Raw genomic sequence first — 19844 nt, 5'->3', positions numbered from 1 at the left:
ATCATGCGGCTTTCCGCCTTCGCGCCGGCCAAGGTCAATCTCTTCCTGCACGTGGGCGGGCCGGACGCGGAGGGCTATCATCCGATCGCCAGCCTGATGGTCTTCGCCGATGTCGGCGACCGGGTGATGATCCAGCCCAGCGACGCCCCCGACTTCGAGACCTCGGGTCCGTTCGGCGGCGCGATCCCGGCCGGCGGCGACAACCTGGTGGTCCGCGCCGCGCGGGCCTTTCACGCCAAGCTGGGCGGGCCGATCCCGCCGTACCGGCTGATCCTCGAGAAGCACCTGCCGATCGCGGCTGGGCTGGGCGGCGGCTCCAGCGACGCGGGCGCGGCCCTGAAGCTGTTGCGCGACGCCCTGGCCCCGGGCCTGTCCGACGACGACCTGGAACCTCTGGCCGCCAGCCTGGGCGCGGACGGCGCGGCCTGCCTGCGGGCCACGGCCCTGATGGCCGAAGGGCGAGGGGAGGTCCTGTCGCCGGCCCCGGCCTTGCCCGAGCTCCACGCGGTGCTGGTCAATCCGGGCGTCCCGTCACCGACCGGAGCGGTCTATCGCGCCTATGACGCCGCCGTGCATCCTGACGGCGCCGAGCGCCCGTGCATGCCGTCCGACCTGGAAAGCGTCGAGGAAGTCGCCGCCTGGCTCTCCGTCGCCACCCGCAACGACCTGGAGGCGCCGGCCGTGGCGCTGGAGCCGCGCATCGGCGAGGTGCTGGATATGCTGCGTGATGAGCCCGAAAGTCTGCTGGTCCGGATGTCCGGCTCCGGGGCGACCTGTTTCGCCCTCTGCGCCGGCGACATCGAGGCCGAGGGGCTGGTCGACCGCCTGGAGGCGATGCGCCCCGACTGGTGGGTGCGGCGCTGCCGCCTGAGTTGAGGAAATGGACATGAAGCGCCGTGACGTTCTCGCCGCCCTTGGGGGTCTGGTCGCCGCGCCTGGCCTGGCCAACGCCCAGATCCTGAACCTGGCCCCGACGCCGATCGTGCCCGGGGCCGGCGACATCGTGGTCAGCCTGGACACCAGTCTGGGCGCCATCATCATCGCCCTGAAGGCCAAACAGGCGCCGCTGACCACGGCCAACTTCCTCCAGTATGTCGACGGCAAGCTCTATGACGGGGCCAGCTTCTGGCGCGCGGCCAAGGCGCCGGGCTCGGTCGACTACGGCCTGATCGAAGGCGGCCTGGCCGGCGATCCGAAGAAGGTGCTGAAACCCGTCGCCCACGAACCGACCACCCAGACGGGCCTGCTCCACGTCGACGGCACGTTGTCCCTGGCGCGACGCGAGCCGGGCAGCGGCGACAGCGACTTCTTCATCTGCGCGGGCGACGCCCCGTACCTGGACGCAAATCCGGCGGCGGACGGCGACAACCTCGGCTTCGCCGCCTTCGGTCAGGTGATCAAGGGCATGGAGATCGTTCGCAAGATCCTGAACTTGCCGACGCCCGGCGAGGCGATCAATCCGGTGATGAAGGGGCAGATGCTCGATCCGGTCGTGCCGATCGTCACGGCGCGGCGGCTCTAGATCATCCGCGCCAGAAAGACGACGGCGCTGGCTGCGGGGACCAGCAGCAGCTGGGCCAGAACGGTGCCGGCCACGCGGCTGCCGGCGAACCAGACCACGGCGCGGCGGAAGGCGGGCTCGCTCACCCGGCCGTCCATCACGTCGTCGGTCATGATCGACAGGGCCGGGTCGATCAGCACGAACAGCAGGATCGTCGCCACGCCGTTGATCACCGAGGACAGACTGACGGCCGTGACCCGGAACTGAGGATCCAGATAGCCGGCGTAGAGCGAGGCGAAGACCCCGACGGTCAGCAGGGCCTGGGCCAGGACGTTCAGCACGATCACTCGGGCGGGGACGTCGATCTTCTGCTTCAGCCCGTCGAGGTGGCGCGGCGAGGGCAGGGCGACCGCGTCGCGGATATAGCCGACGCCGCCCTTGGCGAAAGCGTGCATCAGGAGCTTGGGCACGGAACGGTGGATCTGGAAGTGGGCGACCGCGCGGGTGAACAGGCGCTGGGCGGTCGGGATCGCCAGAGCTCCGATGATCGCCGCCAGGCTGGCGCTGGCCATCAGCCATTGGAAGTCGGCCAGCAGGTTCTGACCCGTACCATGCAGCAGGTCGCTCTCGATCCGCTTGGACAGGAACGGGCCCTGGAAGGCGTTCGAGGCGCGCGACAGCAGCACCAGCACGTTGAACAGCGCGAACGACATGGCGATCCGACGCGTGCGGACGCCCGCGATGCGCACCGCGTAGGCCAGGGCTCCGATCAGGTGGATCACGAAGGTCAGGACGCAGAGCAGGAACAGTTGGGCGTCCACGGCGGTCTCCAGGCGGGGCAGGGCGAGCTTGGCCGATCGCTTCCCCGTTTGGAAAGGGCCAAACAGAAAGGGCGCGGAGGTTGCCCTCCGCGCCCTTCGACTTGGTGCTTACGCCAGCCTTAGCTGTGGTAGGCGCGTTCGCCGTGTTCCGAGATGTCCAGGCCTTCTTCTTCGGCTTCCGGCGAAGCCTTCAGGCCGATGACAAGCTTGATCACGAAGAAGACGATCAGCGAGGCCACCAGCGACCACACGACCGTGACGCCGACGGCCTTCAGTTGGGCGATCACTTGCGTGCCCAGGCTGTAGACGGCGTTGTCGCAGGTCGAGAGGTCGCCGTCCTTGGCGCAGCTCGTGTAGTCGACGATGCCGGCGCCGCCCCAGGCGGGGTTGACCAGCAGGCCGGTGCCGATGGCGCCGACAATGCCGCCGATGCCGTGGATGCCGAAGGCGTCCAGGCTGTCGTCATACTTGAAGGCGTTCTTCACGACCGAGCAGAAGAAGATGCAGATCGGCGAGACGACCAGACCCAGGATCACCGAGCCCATCGGACCGGCGAAGCCGGCGGCCGGGGTGACGGCGACGAGGCCGGCGACGATGCCCGAGGCCAGGCCCAGGGCCGACGGCTTCTTGCGGGTGACCCACTCGACGACGATCCACGACAGACCGGCGGCGGCGGTGGCGACGAAGGTGTTGATCATGGCCAGCGAGGCGTAGCCGTTCGACTCGAGGTTGGAGCCGGCGTTGAAGCCGAACCAGCCCACCCACAGCAGGCCGGCGCCGACCAGGGTCAGGGTCAGCGAGTGCGGGGGCATCGGCTCCTTGCCGTAGCCTTGGCGCTTGCCGAGGATCAGGGCGCCGACGAGAGCAGCGATACCAGCGTTGATGTGGACGACGGTGCCGCCGGCGAAGTCCAGGGCGCCGAAGCCCCAGATCAGGCCCGACTTGATCGGAGCGGTCGGGGCGAGCGCGATCGCGTCAGGACCCGGCCACCACCAGACCATGTGCGCCATCGGATAGTACGACAGCAGCGGCCACAGGACGGCGAAGGCGACGATGGCGGCGAACTTCATGCGCTCGACCAGCGAACCGACCACGAGGGCGGCGGTGATGGCCGCGAAGGTCGACTGGAACGAGATGAAGGTGAACTCGGGGATCACCACGCCGGTCGAGAACGTCGCGACGTTGCTGGCCGGGGTCACGTCCTTCAGGAAGAGACGACCGAGGCCGCCCACGAAGGTGTCCCAGCTGCCGCCGTCGGTGAAGGCGAAGCTATAGCCCCACAGCACCCAGGCGACGAAGCCGATGATGGCGACGGTCGAGACCTGCATCATCACCGACAGCATGTTCTTGGTGCGGACCAGGCCGCCGTAGAACAGGGCCAGGCCCGGGATGATCATCAGCAGGACCAGCAGCGAGGACGTCAGCATCCACGCGTTGTCACCCTTGTCGTTCTTGTCGACGATGGTGGGCGCGGCGGCCGGGGCGGGAGCCGGCGTGGCGGCGGGCGCGGCCTCGGCGGGCGCGGCGGCGGTCATGGCGGCGGCCGGCGCGGGCGCGGCCTCCTGGGCGAAGGCGGTGGCGCCCAGCGGAGCCCCCGCCAGGGTCGCGGCGAGCAACAGCCCGGCCAGCGGTTTGAAGGTGAGTTTCATCGTCGGTATCCCCTTTTCCCGATGCGTTACAGAGCGGCCGAGCCGGTTTCGCCGGTGCGGATGCGGACGGCTTCTTCGACGTTCAGGACGAAGATCTTGCCGTCGCCGATCTTGCCGGTGGCCGCGGCGGCCTTGACGGCTTCGACGGCCTTGGCGGCGGACGCGTCGTCGACGACCGCTTCCAGCTTCACTTTCGGCACGAAATTCACCTGGTACTCGGCGCCCCGGTAGATCTCGGTCTGCCCTTTCTGACGGCCGTAGCCCTTCACTTCCGAAACCGTCAGACCTTCGACGCCGGCGGCGACGAGCGCTTCGCGCACCTCGTCCAGCTTGAAGGGTTTGACGACCGCTATGATCAGTTTCATCCGCCTTGCTCCGACCCGTTGAGCTACGGGCTTGCTTTGCTTGGTTGTTCGGAAGCGTTCTCGCCCCCGGAAATCACCGCCGACGCCGCCTTCACGCGCTGCATCGTTCCCCGGCCTGGCTACGCTATCGGCGACGGTTCCGTGACGGGTGGCATGGGCAAGGTTTTGGAAAGGAAATAGGCAAGGCGCCTAAATTCTTGGCAGACTCTGCAGCCGATGCGTCAAAAACCGGCGATGCGTCCTGACGAGAGGCTTCGGCGCCGCTGGCGAGCTTGTCCCGGTTTTCGAGGATCCTAACCGCTCCGTTCGAGTGATCACGTGCCCGTGATTACGGAACCGACTCCCCGGTCCGGGCGTACTCCGCTCGAACCGAGAGGAACTCGATCATGATTACTCAGCGTCTTCTGACCGCCGCCGCCGCGGTCGCCCTGATGACCGGATTCGCCCATGCCCAGGACGCCGCGGCGCCCGCCGCGCCAGCGCCGGCCGCGTCCTCGCCCGTCGTCGCCAAGGGCGACCTGATCCAGACCGCCGAGGCTTCGGGCCAGTTCACCACCTTCCTGAAGGCGGTCGGCGCCGTGAACCTGACCAGCGTCCTGAAGACCAACCAGAACCTGACCCTGTTCGCCCCGACCGACGCGGCGTTTGCCGCCCTGCCGGCCGGTGAGCTGGACAAGCTAATGTTGCCCGAAAACGGGCCGATGCTGCAGAAGGTGCTGACCTATCACCTGATCAACGCCAAGGTGGACTCCACCAAGATCAAGGGCTCCAAGGGCGAAGTGAAGAGCGTCGAGGGCTCGCCGCTGCTGCTGGACGGCTCGGGCGCGGCGCCGATGGTCGACACCGCCACGATCACCCAGACCGACGTGATGGCCACCAACGGCGTGCTGCACGTGGTCGACAAGGTGCTGATCCCTAAGGACGTCCCCGGCCTGCAGGCCGCCGCCTCGGCGACCGACGCCAATGCGACGATGCAGGTGGCCGCCAACGAGCAGATGGCTCCGGCCGGTCAGGCGATGTCGGCTGATCCCGCCCAGTCCGTGCCGACTCCGACCACCACCACGGACATGGCCTCCGACCCGGCCGCCAGCCCCGCCATGCCGGCGGCCACGGCGGCGCCGGACGCTGGCGTGAACACCTCGGGCGTCGTGCCGGTGTCGTCGCAGTCGCCGGAGGCCCAGGCCTCGCTGAAGGCCGGTGACGCCAATGTGGTGTCCAACCCGCCGGTCGCCGACACCGTCGCCAACCGCGCCAAGTACGGCAAGCCGGACTCGAACGCCGGCAAGCGTACGGTCCCTAAGGGCAACTAAGGCTTCCACAGCCTCGGACTTCGCTTGAAGCAGCAGTCGGCGGGCCCTATGGTCCGCCGACTTTTTTCTAGGCCTGCTTCGATACATGTCGCGCGAAAAACCCAAGTCCTTCCAAAGCCTGATCCTGACGCTCCATGACTATTGGAGCCGGCAGGGCTGTATCATCCTGCAGCCGCATGACGTGGAAGTGGGGGCGGGGACCCTGCACCCCGCTACGGTCCTGCGCGCCCTGGGTCCCAAGCCCTGGAACGCGGCCTATGTGCAGCCCTCGCGCCGTCCGGGCGACGGGCGCTATGGCGAGAACCCCAACCGCCTGCAGCACTATTACCAGTACCAGGTGATCCTGAAGCCGAACCCCGAGAACATGCAGGACCTGTATCTCGGCTCGCTGGAAGCGATCGGCCTGGACCTGCGCACCCACGACATCCGCTTCGTCGAGGACGACTGGGAGAACCCGACCGTCGGGGCCTGGGGCCTGGGCTGGGAAGTCTGGTGCGATGGCATGGAAGTCAGCCAGTACACCTACTTCCAGCAGGTCGGCGGCCTGGACGTCTCGCCGGTGGCTGGCGAGCTGACCTATGGCCTGGAACGCCTGGCCATGTACGTGTTCGGCGTCGACAACGTCTATGACCTGCCGTTCAACGACCCGGACTCGCCGCTGGGCGCGACGACCTATGGCGACGTGTTCCTGGAGAACGAGCGCCAGCAGTCGGAAGCCAACTTCCACGGCTATGACGTCGCCGTGCTCAAGCAGCAGTTCGAGCAGATGGAAGAGCAGGTGCCGCTGATGCTGGCCCGCTCGTACCAGGGCAAGGCCCTGGTGCTGCCCGCCTACGATATGGTCCTCAAGGCCAGCCACCTTTTCAACCTGATGAACGCCCGCGGCGCGATCGCCGTCGCCGAGCGCGCCAGCTACATCGGCCGCATCCGCGACCTTTGTAAGCTGTGCGCCAACGCCTGGGTCGATCAGCAGGAAGCCGCGTAAGTCACGATGCCCCAACTTCTCCTCGAACTGTTCTCGGAAGAGATCCCCGCCCGTATGCAGGCCCAGGCCGCCAAGGACCTGGAGCGCATGGCGCGCGAGCACCTGGCCGCCGCCGGCTTCCTGCCCGAGGCGCTGAAGACCTTCGCCGGCCCTCGCCGCCTGACCCTGGTGGTCGAAGGCCTGCCGCTAGCCCAGGCCGACCGCAAGGAAGAGCTGAAAGGCCCCCGCGTCGGCGCCCCGCCGCAAGCCATGGAAGGCTTCCTGCGCAAGGCCGGCCTGACCCAGGACCAGCTGGTAGAGCGCGACGGCGTCTACATGGCCTTCATCGAGAAGAAGGGCCGCCCGACGCCGGAGATCGTCGCCGAGATGGTCGAGGCGATCGTTCGCGGCTTCCCTTGGCCCAAGTCGATGATCTGGGGAACCAAGAAGCTGCGCTGGGTGCGTCCGCTCAAGCGCATCCTGTGCGTGCTCGACCGCGAGGTCGTGCCGTTCGCCATCGAGGGCATCCCGAGCGGGGACATCTCCGAGGGCCACCGCTTCATGGGCGACGCCCAGCCATTCGTGGCGCGTGACTTCGACGAATACGCGGCCGGTCTGGAAGCCCACTACGTCGTGCTCGACGTCGAGGAGCGCAAGCAGCGCATCCTCGAAGGCTGCAAGACCCTGTGCTTCGCGCGTCACCTGGAACTGGTCGAGGACCAGGGCCTGCTGGAAGAAGTCGCCGGCCTGGCTGAATGGCCCACCCCGGTGCTGGGCGACATGGACCCGGTGTTCCTCAGCCTGCCGCCCGAGGTGATCCGCACCTCGATGCGCACGCACCAGAAGTACTTCGCCGTCCGCAAGGCCGGGGAAGAGGGCCTGGCCCCGCACTTCATCACCATCGCCAACATCCAGGCGGCCGACGGCGGCGCGGTGATCGCGGCCGGCAACGCCAAGGTGCTGTCCTCGCGCCTGTCCGACGCTCGCTTCTTCTGGGACGAGGACGTCAAGGTCGGCTTCGAGCCGTGGCTGGAAAAGCTGAACGGCGTCACCTTCCACGCCAAGCTGGGCACGATGGCCCAGCGCGTCGAGCGCATCGTCGCCCTGGCCGGCGAGATCGCCCCGCTGGTCGGCGCCGATGTCGAAAAGACCAAGGAAGCCGCGCGCCTCGCCAAGGCGGACCTCGCCTCGCAGATGGTCGGCGAGTTCCCTGAGCTGCAAGGCATCATGGGCGGCTACTACGCCCGCACCTTCGGCCTGGACGGCGAGATCGCTGACGCTGTGCGCGACCACTACAAGCCGCAAGGCCCCTCGGATGCTGTGCCGACCGCGCCGGTGAGCGTGGCTGTGGCGCTGGCGGATAAGCTGGACACGCTGGTGGGCTTCTTCGCGATCGATGAGAAGCCCACAGGCTCGAAGGATCCCTATGCCCTTCGTCGCGCGGCGCTGGGCGTGATCCGGATCATCCTGGAATCTAACAAGCGCTTCCCGCTGTCTCAGGTCTTGAAGCCCGCTCACGAGCGGACGCATGAAGCGGCGAATGGCGATCGCACGCTCTTTGACGTGGATGACAAGGGCGGTTTGCAAAACGGCCGCCCGGTGCCGCTCAATCCGACCGTTGTTATCGACCTGATCGCCTTCTTCGCCGACCGCCTGAAGGTCACCCTCCGCGACCAAGGCAAGCGCCACGACCTTGTCGACGCCGTCTTCGCCCTGGGCGACGACGACCTGGCGCGGATCGTCGCGCGGGTCGAGGCGCTGGACGGCTTCCTGAAGACCGACGACGGTAAGAGCCTGATGGCCGGCTACAAGCGCGCCTCCAACATCCTCAAGGCCGAGGAGAAGAAGGGCGCTCTGCCGGTCGGGGCTCCCGAGGAACCCGCCGCCGACAGCGACGCCGAGGTGGGCCTCTACAACGCCCTGCGCCTGCTGGCCAAGCCGCTGAAGGACGCCCTGGACGCCGAGGACTTCACCGGCGCCATGACCCAGCTGGCCGAGCTGCGCGGCCCGGTCGACGCCTATCTCGACGGCGTCTTCGTCAACGAACCCGAGCACCGCGACAACCGCCTGCGGACCCTGGCGGCGGTGCGGGATGAAATGGGTAGGGTGGCGGACTTCGGGTTGATTGCGGGGTAGCTTTTAGCTCCATTCCAACAACAAGCACCGTCATCCCGCGCTTTATGCGCGGGACCCATTTGCCCGCCGCAAGTGAAGTGCGGGCCTAGGCTCTCACGCGGAAGCTGAACCATGGGTCCCGCGCATAAAGCGCGGGATGACGGAGTTGGTTGGGGGCTAAAACTGGCGCGGTACGGGCGTCCAGTTCAGCACCTGATCATAGAGGTCATCCCAGCGCGGGTTGTCCTGCTCGATCAGATTGATCTTCCACTGCCTGGGCCATTCCTTCAGCCGCTTCTCGCGATGGATGGCGACGGTCATGTCTTCATGGGTCTCGTACCAGACGAGCCGCGTGAGTCCGTATTTCTGGGTGAAGCCTTTGATCAGCTTCTCGCGATGCTGAACGATCCTCGCCTCAAACAGGCTCGTCACGCCGATGTAGAGCGTGCCGTAGGGCTTGTTGGCCATCATGTAGACGGCGATGGAAGCGTCGCGCGGCACCATGCCCCAAAGCTGAGGCATGGCTCGCAGTAAATCAACTATGGGTCGAGTTAAGCCGCCGCCGCGTCGAACTCCGCCTTCCACCCAGCGAACGCCGCGCGGTCGTCCTGGTCCCAGGGGTGGAAGCCGGGGCGGTACCAGGCGAAGTAGGTCTTCCAGCCTCGACGGAAGATGCCGGGATTGCCCCACACGTACGCACTGACCGCCTTCAGCGCCGCCTTGGGCGAATAGCCGTCGGCCTCCAGCAGGCGGGCGGCGTAGCGGCTGATGTTGCGGGTGAACATGATGGTCACGAAGAACATCGCCCGGCAGCGCATCATGTAACGGCGACGCGGCGACCAGTCCTTGGTCGCGACCATGAAGACGTCGTAGGCGACGGCCTTGTGCTCGGTCTCTTCCATGGCGTGCCAGCGCCACAGCTTTTCGACCTCGGGATGGGCGTTGTCGAACAGGTCCTGATGGCGCACGTGCATCTCGGCCATCATCGCCGTGAAGTGCTCCAGGGCGATGGTCGACAGCAGCATGGCCATCTTGCCGCGCTCGCGGGCCATCTTCACGCGGCCGCGGACGGTCTCCTCGATCTCGGCGACCGGGTAGCGGTCGCGGTCGATCAGGCTGTTCAGCTGATGGTGTTCGCGCGAGTGGATGGCTTCCTGGGCGATGAAGTTCCGGGCGTCGTCCAGCAGCTTGCCGGTCAGCAAGTGGCGGTAGTTGCGCACCGCGTCCATGAACAGGCGCTCGCCGTCCGGGAAGGTCAGGGACAGGGCGTTGAACACCGCCGTGCCGACGGGATCGCCGCCCAGCCAGTGGCCCTTCTGGGCCTCTGTCAAGTCGAAGCGGATGTCGCGCGGGGTGACGTCCAGTTCGGCCGGGGTGGACTTCGTCTGAGGGGTTTGGGTGTCGATCATGGCGTTATGCGCTCCGCCGGTTTAGGGCTGTCTAAGCCTCTCGATGGGCGCAGAGTGAGTTGTACTGACAAAAATGTCAATAGAGGCTTCAGCCCCGAAGACGCGCGTGCGCCGGACGCCCGAGGCCGCGCGCGAGAACATCCTCGCCGCCGCCGAAGTCCTGCTGGTCGAGCACGGCCCTCAGGCCATCAAGCTGGCGGATGTCGCCAAGGCCGCCGGGGTGGTCCACGCCAATGTCATCCACCATTTCGGCTCGATCGCCGGAGTCGAGACGGCGCTGATGGAGCGGATGATCCGGCAACTGGCCGACAAGATCATCGTCGGCTTCAACGAACAGGGCGCCTCGCCCGGCTTCGGCGCCCAGGCGCTGTTCGACGCCTTCGAGGCCAAGGGCGTGGCGCGGCTGGCGGCGTGGCTGGAGCTGACCGGGGAAGGGCGGCGCATGACCCTGGTGCGCGAGGTCGTCGACGAGGTGGTTCAGACCCGGCTGGCCCGCGACGTCGGGGTCGAGCGCGAGAAGATCATCGACTTCATCCTGCTGAACATCGTGCTGGCGATCGGGGTGGGCCTGTTCGGGCCGACGCTCAGCGAACTGCTGGGGCGTCCGTCTGAGCGGGCGCGCGAGCTGGCGCTGGAGATGGTCGCGGGGCGGATCACCGCCATGGGCAGCAAGGCCTAGGCGCGGAGCAGCGCGGGCAGGACCTGCTCGGTCAGCAAGGGCGCGAGGCGCAGCTCGCCCGGCGCGGCGGGGTCGATCCAGGCCAGTTCCTCGATCTCGGCCCGCGCGGCGATCGCGCCCTCGACCGTCGCCAGATAGGTCGCCGACTGGACGGTGAAGCCGGCCTCATTGGCGGCCGGGGCCGAGAAATGGCCCAGCAGTTCGGCGTGGACCAGGCCGCAGCCCAGCTCCTCATTGAGTTCGCGGGCCAGGGTGGTCAGGTCGTCCTCGCCGGCGTCGCGCTTGCCGCCGGGCTTCATGAAGGCGGTCGTGCCGCGCTTGCGGACCAGCAGCATGCGGCCGTCCTGGTCGCGGATCACGGCGGTGACGATGTCGAGGACGCGGCTCATCCCGGCAGGATAGCCGCGCCCTCCAGATTCGCGTCGCTACTTCTCGACCGCCGCCAGGACATGCTCGGTCAGCAGCTTTTCGGCGATGACGTGCGGCTGGCGGACACCGAAGTTGGTGGTGGTGATCACGGCGACCAGATCGAGATCCGGCACCACGGCGACCTTCTGGCCGCCCGTGCCGCTCATCGTCCAGGCCTTGTGGCCGGCAAAGGTCTGCAGCCAGATCAGATAGCCGTAGTCGGTGTTCTCGCGGGCATTGGCGTGCGGCGCGACAGCGGCTTTCACGAAGTCGGCCGGCAGCACCTGCTTGCCGTCCCACTGGCCGCCATTGGCGTAGAGCTGGCCCAGCTTCAGCAGGTCACGGCTGCGCAGGCCCAGGCCGCCGCCGCCCTGGGCCAGACCCAGCGGCGACTTTTGCCAGTGCGGGTTCTCGATCCCGAGGGGCTTGAACAGCGCCTCGTCGGCGAAGTCGGGCAGGGGCCTTTTCACCGCGCTCTGGATCACCGCGCCCAGCGTGGTCACGCCGGCGGTGCAGTAGCTGAAGCTCCGGCCATAGGGCGAGGCCTCCGGCTTGGGCATCCAGTCCGGGAAGCCGCGCACCGGCAGGTCGAGGTAGAAGCCGACCCAATCCTCGATCAGGTACATCCGCTCTTCGTTGCCGCGCGAGAACTCGTTGTCGTCATCGCACTCGGCGATGGAGCTCATGGTCAGCAGGTCCTCGACCGTGACCTTGTCCTTGCGCGGGTCGGGATTGGCCACCGGCGGGCGGCCCTTCAGATAGGCCTTGATGGGAGCATTGACGCTGGGCAGGGCGCCGCGCGCGATCGCGGCCCCGGCCAGCATGGCGGTGACGGTCTTGGTGGCGGAGCGGGTATTACGCCGCGCCTCGGGACCGCCGTCCTTTTGATCGGCGTCGTAATAGGCCTCGAACACAAGCTTGCCGTGGCGGGCGATCAGGACGCTGGTGATCTGCTGGAACTGGCCGGCCTTGATCGCGGCCGACATTGCTTCGAGTTTAGCGGCGGAAAGGCCTTCGGCGGCGGGCGCGGCCGTGGGCCAGTCGGCGGCGTGAACTGAGAGGGGCGCCAGTACGAGGGCGGCGGCGAACGCGAAGGCTTTCAAGGCGGGAACTCCAAAAGGAACCTCTGCCGTCTAGGCCGCGTCGGCCGCCTCGTCTTGGACGCTTGCAACACCCGGCCGGCGACCACACAGCCGGGCGAACTCACCGGGCGTGACGCCATAGGCCTTGAGGAACTGGCGATTAAGGTGGCTCTGGTCGCAGAAGCCGGAGGCCAGGGCGATCTCGCCGATCGGGTCGCGACCGCGCATCAGCAGGTCGGCGGCCCGCTCCAGCCGGCGCGTGCGCAGTCGGTCGCCGGGCGCCGCGCCTAGCCAGCGGCGATAGCCGCGCGCCAGGTGGACCGGATGCACCCCGGCGATCTCGGCCAGATCCGCGACGCTGATCGGCTGGTCGAACGCATCCGCCAGATAGGTCTCGGCGCGGTCCAGCCACGGGGGGCGCTTGTCGCCGTCCGAGGCTGGCGTCAGGGCCTGGGCGGCCAGCTCCAGGCTCAGGCCTTCCAGTGACAGTGTCTCGGCGTCGCGGGCCAGCAGCGAGCGGGTCAGGCGCAGGGCCGCGCGGCGGGCGGCGGGTCCGGTCAGCCGCAGGGCGTCGATCGCCGCGCCGCGTCCGGCGTCGGCCAGGGTGCGCCAGTCGGTGGGGGCGAAGCTGACGGCCAGGAAGTAGCCGCCGACATCCACGAAGCGGTCGCGGTGGACGACGCCCGGCGGGTTGAAGACCAGCACCGGCCCCTCGGTCTCGGGGCCGGCGGCGGTGGTCAGGTAGCGGCCATGAGTGGCCAGCACGAAGTGGGCGTCGTCGTGGCTGTGCTCGTCGACATGCTCGGCGCGCTTGGTGGCCTCCAAGTGCGCGAGACGTACGCCGGGCAGCTGACGCTCGACGGTGGGCGCGCCGTAGAACCGGCCTTGGCTGAAGGCGGTTCTCGACGAGGCCATCCTAACCCAGCTTCTCGGCGGCCCAGGGGGCGAAATAGGTGATGACGCCCGCCGCGCCGGCCCGCTTGAAGGCGGTCAGGCTTTCGAGGATGGCGCGGTCGTGATCGATCCAGCCGTTCTGGGCGGCGGCCATGATCATCGCGTACTCGCCCGACACCTGGAAGGCGTAGGTCGGCATGCGGAATTCGTCGACCAGGCGGCGCAAGATGTCCAGATATGGCATGCCCGGCTTGACCATGACCATGTCGGCGCCCTCGGCGATGTCGAGCGCGACCTCGCGGAGGGCTTCCTCGGTGTTGGCGGGGTCCATCTGGTAGGTCTTCTTGTCTCCCTGGCCGCCCGCGAGTTTCGCCGAGCCGATGGCGTCGCGGTACGGGCCGTAGAAGGCCGAGGCGTACTTGGCGGCGTAGGACATGATCATCGTGTCCTGGAAGTTCGCGCCTTCCAGCGCCGCGCGCAGCTTGCCGATGCGGCCGTCCATCATGTCGGACGGCGCCAGGATGTCGGCGCCGGCTTCCGCCTGCATCAGGCCCTGTTCGATCAGGCGCTCGATGGTCGGGTCGTTGAGAATCCTGCCGCCTTCGATCACGCCGTCGTGGCCATGGTCGGTGAACGGGTCCAGGGCGACGTCGCACATGATGCCGACCTCGGGGGCGGCGTCCTTCATAGCCTTGACGGCGCGCGGAATGACGCCGTCCGGATCGGCGGCGATCGAGCCGCTCGCATCCTTCCGTGAGCCGTCGATGTGCGGGAAGATGGCGATGGCCGGGATGCCGAGGTCGCGGGCGCGGACAGCGGCCTTGGCGGCCTCCTTGACGGAGAGGCGCTCGACGCCCGGCATCGAGGCCACTGGGATCACGCCTTCGCCCTCGTGCACCACCATCGACCAGATCAGGTCCGACGGTCGGACCTCGGTCTCGCGGACGAGGCGGCGGGTCCAGTCGGCCTGACGCACGCGACGCAGGCGGGTGGCGGGGTAGGGGGCGAGGGACGGAACGGTCATGGCGTTGATTTGGACCGCGCCGCCCCTCTAGGCAAGTTCATGGGGCCCTTAAGAGGCTCAAGAATAGCGGAACGCCGGATCGTCCAGGTCGAGAGTCGGGAAGAGGTCCTTCTCGGTCCAGTAGTCCTGGGTGTGCCGCCACTCCGGCTTGTCGCCCGCCTTGGGCAGCAGATGCATGTTCCGCATCAGATAGCCGGGATTGAAGTCCTCCGGATCCATCCAGCTCCCGATCTTCATGTCGTCGTCCTGCGGCCGCAGGGCGACCTCGACCTGTCGCGCGCCTTTCGCCGCCATGTGGGCGAGCAGGCGGCAGACGAAGTCGCCGATCAGGTCGGCGCGCAGGGTCCAGCTGGCCCGGAAATAGCCGAAGACCCAGACGAGGTTCGGCAGGCCCGTGAACATCATGCCGCGGTAGGTGACCGTCTTGCCGAAGTCGAGCGGCTTGCCGTCCACCGCGAACGCGATGTCGCCCAGGACGCTGAGGTCGAAGCCCGTCGCCGTGACGACGACATCCGCGTCCAGCGTCTCGCCGGACTTGAGCAGCAGGCCCGTCTCGGTGAAGCGGTCGATCTCGTCGGTCACGACCGAGGCCTTGCCGGAGGCGATCCCCTGGAAGAGGTCGCCGTCGGGCACGAAGGCGATGCGCTGCCGCCAGGGACGATAGCGCGGCGTGAAATGGGTCTGAATGTCGGAGTCCGGACCCAGGAACGCCTTCACGCCCTCCAGCAGCTCGGCCTTGACCACCTCGGGCTCCTCAAGCGAGCGCCGGGTGAATTCGTTCTGATCGAACAGCACCTTGCGGCGCACGATCTCGTGGATCCAGGTCTCGTCGATCTCCAGTTGGCGCAGGGTGTTGGCCAACTCGTTCTCGTTGCGGCCAGGCACGAAGTAGGTCGGCGAGCGCTGCAGCACGGTGACATGGGCGCAGTCGCCGGCGATGTTGGGAACCAGGGTCGCGGCCGTCGCGCCCGATCCGATCACCACCACCCGCTTGTTCTTCAGGTCTAGGTCGTCGGGCCAGGTTTGCGGATGCACGATCCGGCCCTTGTAGTCGGACATGCCCGGCCAGTCGGGCGTATAGCCCACCGCGTGACGGTAATAGCCCTGGCACATCCACAGGAAGTTGGTGGTGTAGCGCTCGGCGCCGTCCGGACCGGTCACCTCCAGCGTCCAGAGCTTGTCGGCGGACGACCAACTGGCCGAGGCGATCCGTCGCCGATAGCGGATGTGGCGCGCCAGGTCGTTCTCGGCGATCACTTCGCCCATGTAGTCGAGAATTTCCGCGGCGGTGGCGATCGGCGGGCCGACCCAGGGCTTGAAGCGATAGCCGAAGGTGTAGAGATCGCTGTCCGAGCGGATGCCGGGGTAGGTGTGCGTAAGCCAGGTGCCGCCAAAACTCTCGAGCGCCTCCAGCACCGTGAAGGTCGTGCCCGGTCTTTGCGCGCCGAGGTGGTAGGCGCTTCCGATCCCGGAAATGCCCGCGCCCACGATGAGCACGTCGAAATGCTGTACCGCCGCTCCTGGCGCGGTCCCGGAAAGCGTCGCCGCTTCGGTCATGCCGTTCCTCCCGTGCTGGCCGACAGGCGGCCAAGTTGCCCGGCGTCTCTTCGGACGCCTGGGTTATCAACGTACACTTAGAGTGTTCGCGCGCCCTTTGCGCTGAATCAAGGGTGTTATGCGCGCGGTGGGATGAGAGATCAGGGCGCGGCGCGCGAGGCCAGCATCGCCGGGCCGTCGATGCGGGTCCACAGCTGCGACTTGCACAGGAAGTTGCCGATCACGCAGCCCTTGGCGCGCATGGTCCTCGGGTCGATGATGTCGGCCGACCCCACCAGGGTGACCTTCAAGGTCGGAACCCAGACGCGGCCCTTCAGCGAACCGTCGCGCTGGCTTTCAAAGTCGCGCAGCAGTTGCTTGCCGATCAGGGTGTCTGCGCCAGCCTTTCGCGCGTCGGCCTCGGCCTTGGCGCTGGCCCACACCACGACGCCACAGGTGCTGGGGCCGCAGTCCTTGATTTCCAGGTGCACGGTGTTGTGCGGATTGCGCCACACGCCGTAACTGCGCGCGACGTCGCCGCCCTCGGCCGCATAGGCGGGAGCCGAGACCGCAGCCATCCCCAGGGCAGCCACGAGAGCGGCCAGTGCAAGTTTCACGAAACGCATTGTGTTCTGAGCAGTAAAAAAGAGTTGGAGGACGCCATCCCCGTGACACGGCATTTGGAGCGAATGACCATGGTTATCAAGTGGGTGTGGCGCCTTTGCCGATTCACACCGTGTAACGGAGGATTTCAGGTCACACCGTCCGCTCGCGGATCGAAACGTGTATGGGCGACCTGACATCGAGGCCTCGCGCGATTGACAGGCGGGCCGCCGCGCGGCACGTCAGCCGGCAAGAAAGCCCCGATAGGGGCGGGGTTGTTCTGCCCCGAACGGGAGGAAGTGCGCATGGATTTCGCTCTGAACGAAGATCAAGTCGCAATCCAGGAGGCTGCTCTCGCCTTCGCCGAGGGACAGCTTGCCCCGTTCTCGGCTGAGTGGGACGAGAAGAAGCACTTCCCCGTCGAGACCCTGCGCCAGGCCGCCGCGCTGGGCTTCGCCGGCATCTATGTGAACGAAGATGTCGGAGGCAGCGGCCTGTCGCGCCTGGACGCCTCGATCATTTTCGAGGCGCTTAGCTACGGCGACGTCCCGACTGCCGCCTATCTGACCATCCACAACATGGCGTCGTGGATGATCGACCGCTTCGGCTCGGACGATCTGCGTCAGCGCTACCTGCCGCGCCTTACGACCATGGAGCTGATCGCCAGCTACTGCCTGACCGAGCCGGGCTCGGGCTCGGACGCGGCCAATATGCGCACCAGCGCCAAGCTGGACGGCGACAACTATGTGCTGAATGGCGGCAAGGCCTTCATCTCGGGCGGCGGTGTCTCGGACGTCTATGTCGTCATGGCCCGCACGGGCGGCGACGGCGCCAAGGGCGTCTCGGCCTTCGTGGTCGAGAAGGGGACGGACGGGCTCAGCTTCGGGGCCAATGAGCGCAAGATGGGCTGGAACGCCCAGCCGACGGCGCAGGTGAATTTCGACAATTGCCGCGTGCCGATCGAGAACCGCATCGGCCAGGAAGGCGAGGGCTTCCGCTTCGCCATGATGGGCCTGGACGGCGGACGCCTGAACATCGCCTCGTGCTCGCTGGGCGGCGCGCAATTCGCCCTCGACACGGCCAAGGCCTACATGGAAACCCGCAACCAGTTCGGCAAAGCCTTGAAGGACTTCCAGGCCCTGCAGTTCAAGCTGGCCGACATGGCCACGGAATTGGAGGCCGCCCGCCTGATGGTGCGCCGCGCCGCCCACGCCCTGGACAACAAGCATCCCGAGGCGACCAAGCTGTGCGCCATGGCCAAGCGCTTCGCCACCGACGCCGGTTTCCAGGTGGCCAATGACGCCTTGCAGCTGCACGGCGGCTACGGCTACCTCCAGGACTATCCGCTGGAGCGCATCGTCCGCGACCTGCGGGTGCACCAGATCCTGGAAGGGACCAACGAGATCATGCGCGTCATCATCGCCCGCGAGATGTTTCGGCAGTGAGCGACGCGCTTCAGGTCCCGCTGGCCGAAGGCGTCGCCTGCGAGCGAACCTACTGGATCGTCATGGATGGCGAGCCGCGCCCGCTGTTTATCCGCTGGCTTCAGCCGCAGCCGATGGAGGTGGGCTGGGAGTGCCCCGTGCAGACGACGTGGCCCGATGGCCGCGTGCGAATCCGGCGGATCGGCGGCGAAGATTCCGCGCAAGCCTTATTCCTCGCGTTTTGTATGGTCGGTTCCGAACTCATCGTCTCCAAGAATCCCGTCTATTGGTTCGACCTGAACGATGATCTGGGATTGCCGATGTTGTCGGCTGTGGCTGATGTAGTCGCCGAGCGGAAAGCGCGTTTCGAGGCCAAATGATCTATCTCTGCCGCCATGGTGAGACCTTCCACAATCGCGAAGGCCGCCTGCAGGGGCGGTCGGAGTCGGACCTGACGCCGCTGGGCCACGCCCAGGCGCGCGCCATGAGCGACCTGCTGTTCGACCTCGTCCGCCGCGACCCGCCCGCGGATTGGCGCATCGTCGCCAGCCCGTTGCGCCGGGCGCGGGACACGGCCGAGATCATCGGCGCGCGCCTGGGCCTGCCGGTCGCGACCGACGAACGCCTGGTCGAGATCGACGTCGGCGAATGGTCCAACCGGCTGCGCGAGGAGGTGAGGGGCGAAAACCCGCATCTGCGCGGCGACGACGCCTGGGGCTTCCACGCGCCGGGCGGCGAGACCTACGAGACCATGATGGCCCGCATCACCCATTGGCTTGCCGAGCAGGCGGCCGAGCCCGAGCGCCGACTGATCGTGGTCAGCCACGGCGTCGCCGGCCGGCTGCTGCGCGGCGCCTATGCCGGACTGTCGCGAGACCACACGCTGCGCCAGGACATCCCGCAGGACGCCGTCTATCGCCTGATGGCCGGCCAGGTCGACCGCTTCGACTGCGCGCCGATCGAAGAACCCGTCTAGGACCTATCGATGACCGACGAACCTGAAGTCCTCATCCGCGTCGAGAAGAACGTCGGCCGCATCACGCTCAATCGTCCCAAGGCCTTGCACGCCCTGACGCTCGGCATGTGCGAGACCATGATCGGCGCGCTGCTGGACTGGCAGGAAGACCCCGAGGTCTACATGGTCCTGATCGACCATACGGGCGAGCGGGGCTTTTGCGCCGGCGGCGACATCCGCATGCTGGCCGACAGTGGGGCCAAGGATGGCGTCGAGGCCAGGCGGTTCTTTCACACCGAGTACCAGCTGAACCACCTGCTGTTCACCTATGACACGCCCGTCGTGGCGGTGATGGACGGCATCGTCATGGGCGGGGGCGTCGGGATCTCGATGCCGGCCCACATCCGGATCGCCACGGAGCGGACCACCTTCGCCATGCCCGAGACCGGCATAGGCCTGTTCCCGGACGTCGGCGGCGGCTGGTACCTGCCGCGCCTGCCGGGCAAGGCGGGGCTGTGGCTGGCCCTCACCGGCGCTCGGATCAAGGGCGCGGACTGCATGCGCCTGGGTATCGCCACCCACTTCGTCGAGTTCGGCGCCGTCGCGGGGCTGAAGAAGGCGATCATCGCCGACCCGCGCCGCATCGAAGATATCCTCAAGAAATACCGCGCAGACGCCGGCAAGGCCGCGTTGCTGGGCTTCGAGCAGGACCTCAACCGCCTGTTCGTCGGCGAGAGCGTCGAGCAGATCGTCGAATTCCTGACCCTCGACTCCAGCGACTGGGGCAAGGCCCAACTCGAGGTCATGAAGACCAAGTCGCCCCAGACGCTGAAGGTCGCCTTCGAGCAATTGAAGCGCGGCGCGGCCATGACCGACTTCGCCGACAACATGGTCATGGAATACCGGATCGGCTCTCGGGTGGTGATGAAGCACGACTTCATCGAGGGCGTCCGGGCCGTGATCGTCGACAAGGACAGCGCCCCGAAGTGGAACCCCGCGACCCTTGAGGGCGTCACGGACGCCATGCTCGATGAGATTTTCGCTCCGCTTCCCCGCGGCGAGGAATGGAGGCCGCTGACGTAGCCGTCACGCTAGGCTAGGGTCG

21 protein-coding genes are annotated in these 19844 nt (G+C 67.3%); 10 read left to right on the top strand and 11 right to left on the bottom strand.

What is annotated here, in order from left to right:
• Nucleotides 1–3: 3 nt before the first annotated feature.
• Entirely contained in the window at nucleotides 4–876 is an 873-nt protein-coding gene (locus CSW62_RS14555) for a 4-(cytidine 5'-diphospho)-2-C-methyl-D-erythritol kinase (RefSeq protein ID WP_099578948.1), read from the top strand.
• 10 nt (nucleotides 877–886) lie between these two features.
• Nucleotides 887–1522 (top strand): peptidylprolyl isomerase, encoded by a 636-nt coding sequence (locus CSW62_RS14550; RefSeq protein ID WP_099582309.1) that lies wholly within the window; start codon nucleotides 887–889, stop codon nucleotides 1520–1522.
• Here CSW62_RS14550 and CSW62_RS14545 read toward each other — a convergent pair.
• The 3 genes from CSW62_RS14545 to CSW62_RS14535 all read right to left on the bottom strand — a co-directional run bounded on the left by CSW62_RS14545 (nucleotide 1519) and on the right by CSW62_RS14535 (nucleotide 4336).
• The gene (locus CSW62_RS14545) at nucleotides 1519–2322 is read right to left on the bottom strand and encodes a lipid II flippase Amj family protein (RefSeq protein ID WP_099578946.1); all 804 of its coding nucleotides are present in this window, start codon (nucleotides 2320–2322) and stop codon (nucleotides 1519–1521) included. The two genes, CSW62_RS14550 and CSW62_RS14545, sit on opposite strands and share 4 nt — an antisense overlap.
• Nucleotides 2323–2441: 119 nt before the next feature.
• Nucleotides 2442–3971, bottom strand: coding sequence for an ammonium transporter (locus CSW62_RS14540; RefSeq protein WP_099578944.1), 1530 nt, complete (start codon nucleotides 3969–3971; stop codon nucleotides 2442–2444).
• Between the two features lie 26 nt (nucleotides 3972–3997).
• The gene (locus tag CSW62_RS14535; protein WP_004623580.1) at nucleotides 3998–4336 is read right to left on the bottom strand and encodes a P-II family nitrogen regulator; all 339 of its coding nucleotides are present in this window, start codon (nucleotides 4334–4336) and stop codon (nucleotides 3998–4000) included.
• A gap of 386 nt (nucleotides 4337–4722) precedes the next feature.
• Here CSW62_RS14535 and CSW62_RS14530 point away from each other — a divergent pair, with 386 nt between their 5' ends.
• The 3 genes from CSW62_RS14530 (at nucleotide 4723) to glyS (ending at nucleotide 8746) form a co-directional block, all read left to right on the top strand.
• Complete coding sequence (locus tag CSW62_RS14530; RefSeq protein WP_099578942.1) at nucleotides 4723–5646, top strand: fasciclin domain-containing protein; 924 nt, start codon at nucleotides 4723–4725, stop codon at nucleotides 5644–5646.
• Nucleotides 5647–5731: 85 nt separating this feature from the next.
• Nucleotides 5732–6631: a glycine--tRNA ligase subunit alpha gene (locus CSW62_RS14520; RefSeq protein WP_099578940.1), complete on the top strand. Its 900-nt coding sequence runs from the start codon at nucleotides 5732–5734 to the stop codon at nucleotides 6629–6631.
• A gap of 6 nt (nucleotides 6632–6637) precedes the next feature.
• Nucleotides 6638–8746, top strand: coding sequence for a glycine--tRNA ligase subunit beta (gene glyS / locus CSW62_RS14515; RefSeq protein ID WP_099578938.1), 2109 nt, complete (start codon nucleotides 6638–6640; stop codon nucleotides 8744–8746).
• Between the two features lie 156 nt (nucleotides 8747–8902).
• Here glyS and CSW62_RS14510 read toward each other — a convergent pair whose 3' ends face one another.
• Nucleotides 8903–9229, bottom strand: coding sequence for a GIY-YIG nuclease family protein (locus CSW62_RS14510; RefSeq protein ID WP_099578936.1), 327 nt, complete (start codon nucleotides 9227–9229; stop codon nucleotides 8903–8905).
• 47 nt (nucleotides 9230–9276) lie between these two features.
• Nucleotides 9277–10134: a metal-dependent hydrolase gene (locus CSW62_RS14505; RefSeq protein WP_099578934.1), complete on the bottom strand. Its 858-nt coding sequence runs from the start codon at nucleotides 10132–10134 to the stop codon at nucleotides 9277–9279.
• Nucleotides 10135–10207: 73 nt separating this feature from the next.
• Between CSW62_RS14505 and CSW62_RS14500 the strand changes: the two genes are divergently transcribed.
• Nucleotides 10208–10813, top strand: coding sequence for a TetR/AcrR family transcriptional regulator (locus tag CSW62_RS14500; RefSeq protein WP_199170607.1), 606 nt, complete (start codon nucleotides 10208–10210; stop codon nucleotides 10811–10813).
• Here CSW62_RS14500 and CSW62_RS14495 read toward each other — a convergent pair.
• The 6 genes from CSW62_RS14495 to CSW62_RS14470 all read right to left on the bottom strand — a co-directional run bounded on the left by CSW62_RS14495 (nucleotide 10810) and on the right by CSW62_RS14470 (nucleotide 16383).
• Nucleotides 10810–11202 (bottom strand): NUDIX domain-containing protein, encoded by a 393-nt coding sequence (locus CSW62_RS14495; RefSeq protein ID WP_099578930.1) that lies wholly within the window; start codon nucleotides 11200–11202, stop codon nucleotides 10810–10812. The genes CSW62_RS14500 and CSW62_RS14495 overlap by 4 nt on opposite strands.
• A 36-nt stretch (nucleotides 11203–11238) precedes the next feature.
• Entirely contained in the window at nucleotides 11239–12324 is a 1086-nt protein-coding gene (locus CSW62_RS14490; RefSeq protein ID WP_099578928.1) for a serine hydrolase, read from the bottom strand.
• A gap of 30 nt (nucleotides 12325–12354) precedes the next feature.
• Complete coding sequence (locus tag CSW62_RS14485; RefSeq protein ID WP_099578926.1) at nucleotides 12355–13218, bottom strand: AraC family transcriptional regulator; 864 nt, start codon at nucleotides 13216–13218, stop codon at nucleotides 12355–12357.
• Nucleotide 13219: 1 nt separating this feature from the next.
• The gene (hemB, locus tag CSW62_RS14480; protein WP_099578924.1) at nucleotides 13220–14221 is read right to left on the bottom strand and encodes a porphobilinogen synthase; all 1002 of its coding nucleotides are present in this window, start codon (nucleotides 14219–14221) and stop codon (nucleotides 13220–13222) included.
• 57 nt (nucleotides 14222–14278) lie between these two features.
• Nucleotides 14279–15778 (bottom strand): NAD(P)/FAD-dependent oxidoreductase, encoded by a 1500-nt coding sequence (locus tag CSW62_RS14475; RefSeq protein ID WP_099578922.1) that lies wholly within the window; start codon nucleotides 15776–15778, stop codon nucleotides 14279–14281.
• A 140-nt stretch (nucleotides 15779–15918) separates the two neighbouring features.
• Entirely contained in the window at nucleotides 15919–16383 is a 465-nt protein-coding gene (locus CSW62_RS14470) for a DUF2147 domain-containing protein (protein WP_099578920.1), read from the bottom strand.
• A gap of 276 nt (nucleotides 16384–16659) precedes the next feature.
• Between CSW62_RS14470 and CSW62_RS14465 the strand changes: the two genes are divergently transcribed.
• From CSW62_RS14465 to CSW62_RS14450, 4 genes are read left to right on the top strand one after another with little or no spacing between them, the layout of a single operon-like run.
• Entirely contained in the window at nucleotides 16660–17805 is a 1146-nt protein-coding gene (locus CSW62_RS14465; RefSeq protein WP_199170606.1) for an isobutyryl-CoA dehydrogenase, read from the top strand.
• Nucleotides 17802–18164: a hypothetical protein gene (locus CSW62_RS14460; protein ID WP_099578916.1), complete on the top strand. Its 363-nt coding sequence runs from the start codon at nucleotides 17802–17804 to the stop codon at nucleotides 18162–18164. The genes CSW62_RS14465 and CSW62_RS14460 overlap by 4 nt, the downstream gene beginning before the upstream one ends.
• The gene (locus tag CSW62_RS14455; protein ID WP_099578914.1) at nucleotides 18161–18760 is read left to right on the top strand and encodes a histidine phosphatase family protein; all 600 of its coding nucleotides are present in this window, start codon (nucleotides 18161–18163) and stop codon (nucleotides 18758–18760) included. The genes CSW62_RS14460 and CSW62_RS14455 overlap by 4 nt, the downstream gene beginning before the upstream one ends.
• Nucleotides 18761–18769: 9 nt before the next feature.
• Nucleotides 18770–19822: an enoyl-CoA hydratase/isomerase family protein gene (locus CSW62_RS14450; protein ID WP_099578911.1), complete on the top strand. Its 1053-nt coding sequence runs from the start codon at nucleotides 18770–18772 to the stop codon at nucleotides 19820–19822.
• Nucleotides 19823–19844: the final 22 nt, after the last annotated feature.

It is taken from the genome of Caulobacter sp. FWC2 (assembly GCF_002742625.1).
Taxonomy (GTDB): Bacteria; Pseudomonadota; Alphaproteobacteria; order Caulobacterales; family Caulobacteraceae; genus Caulobacter.
Note: the sequence above shows the minus strand (reverse complement) of the source record. Positions and strands in the feature narration are given on the sequence as shown.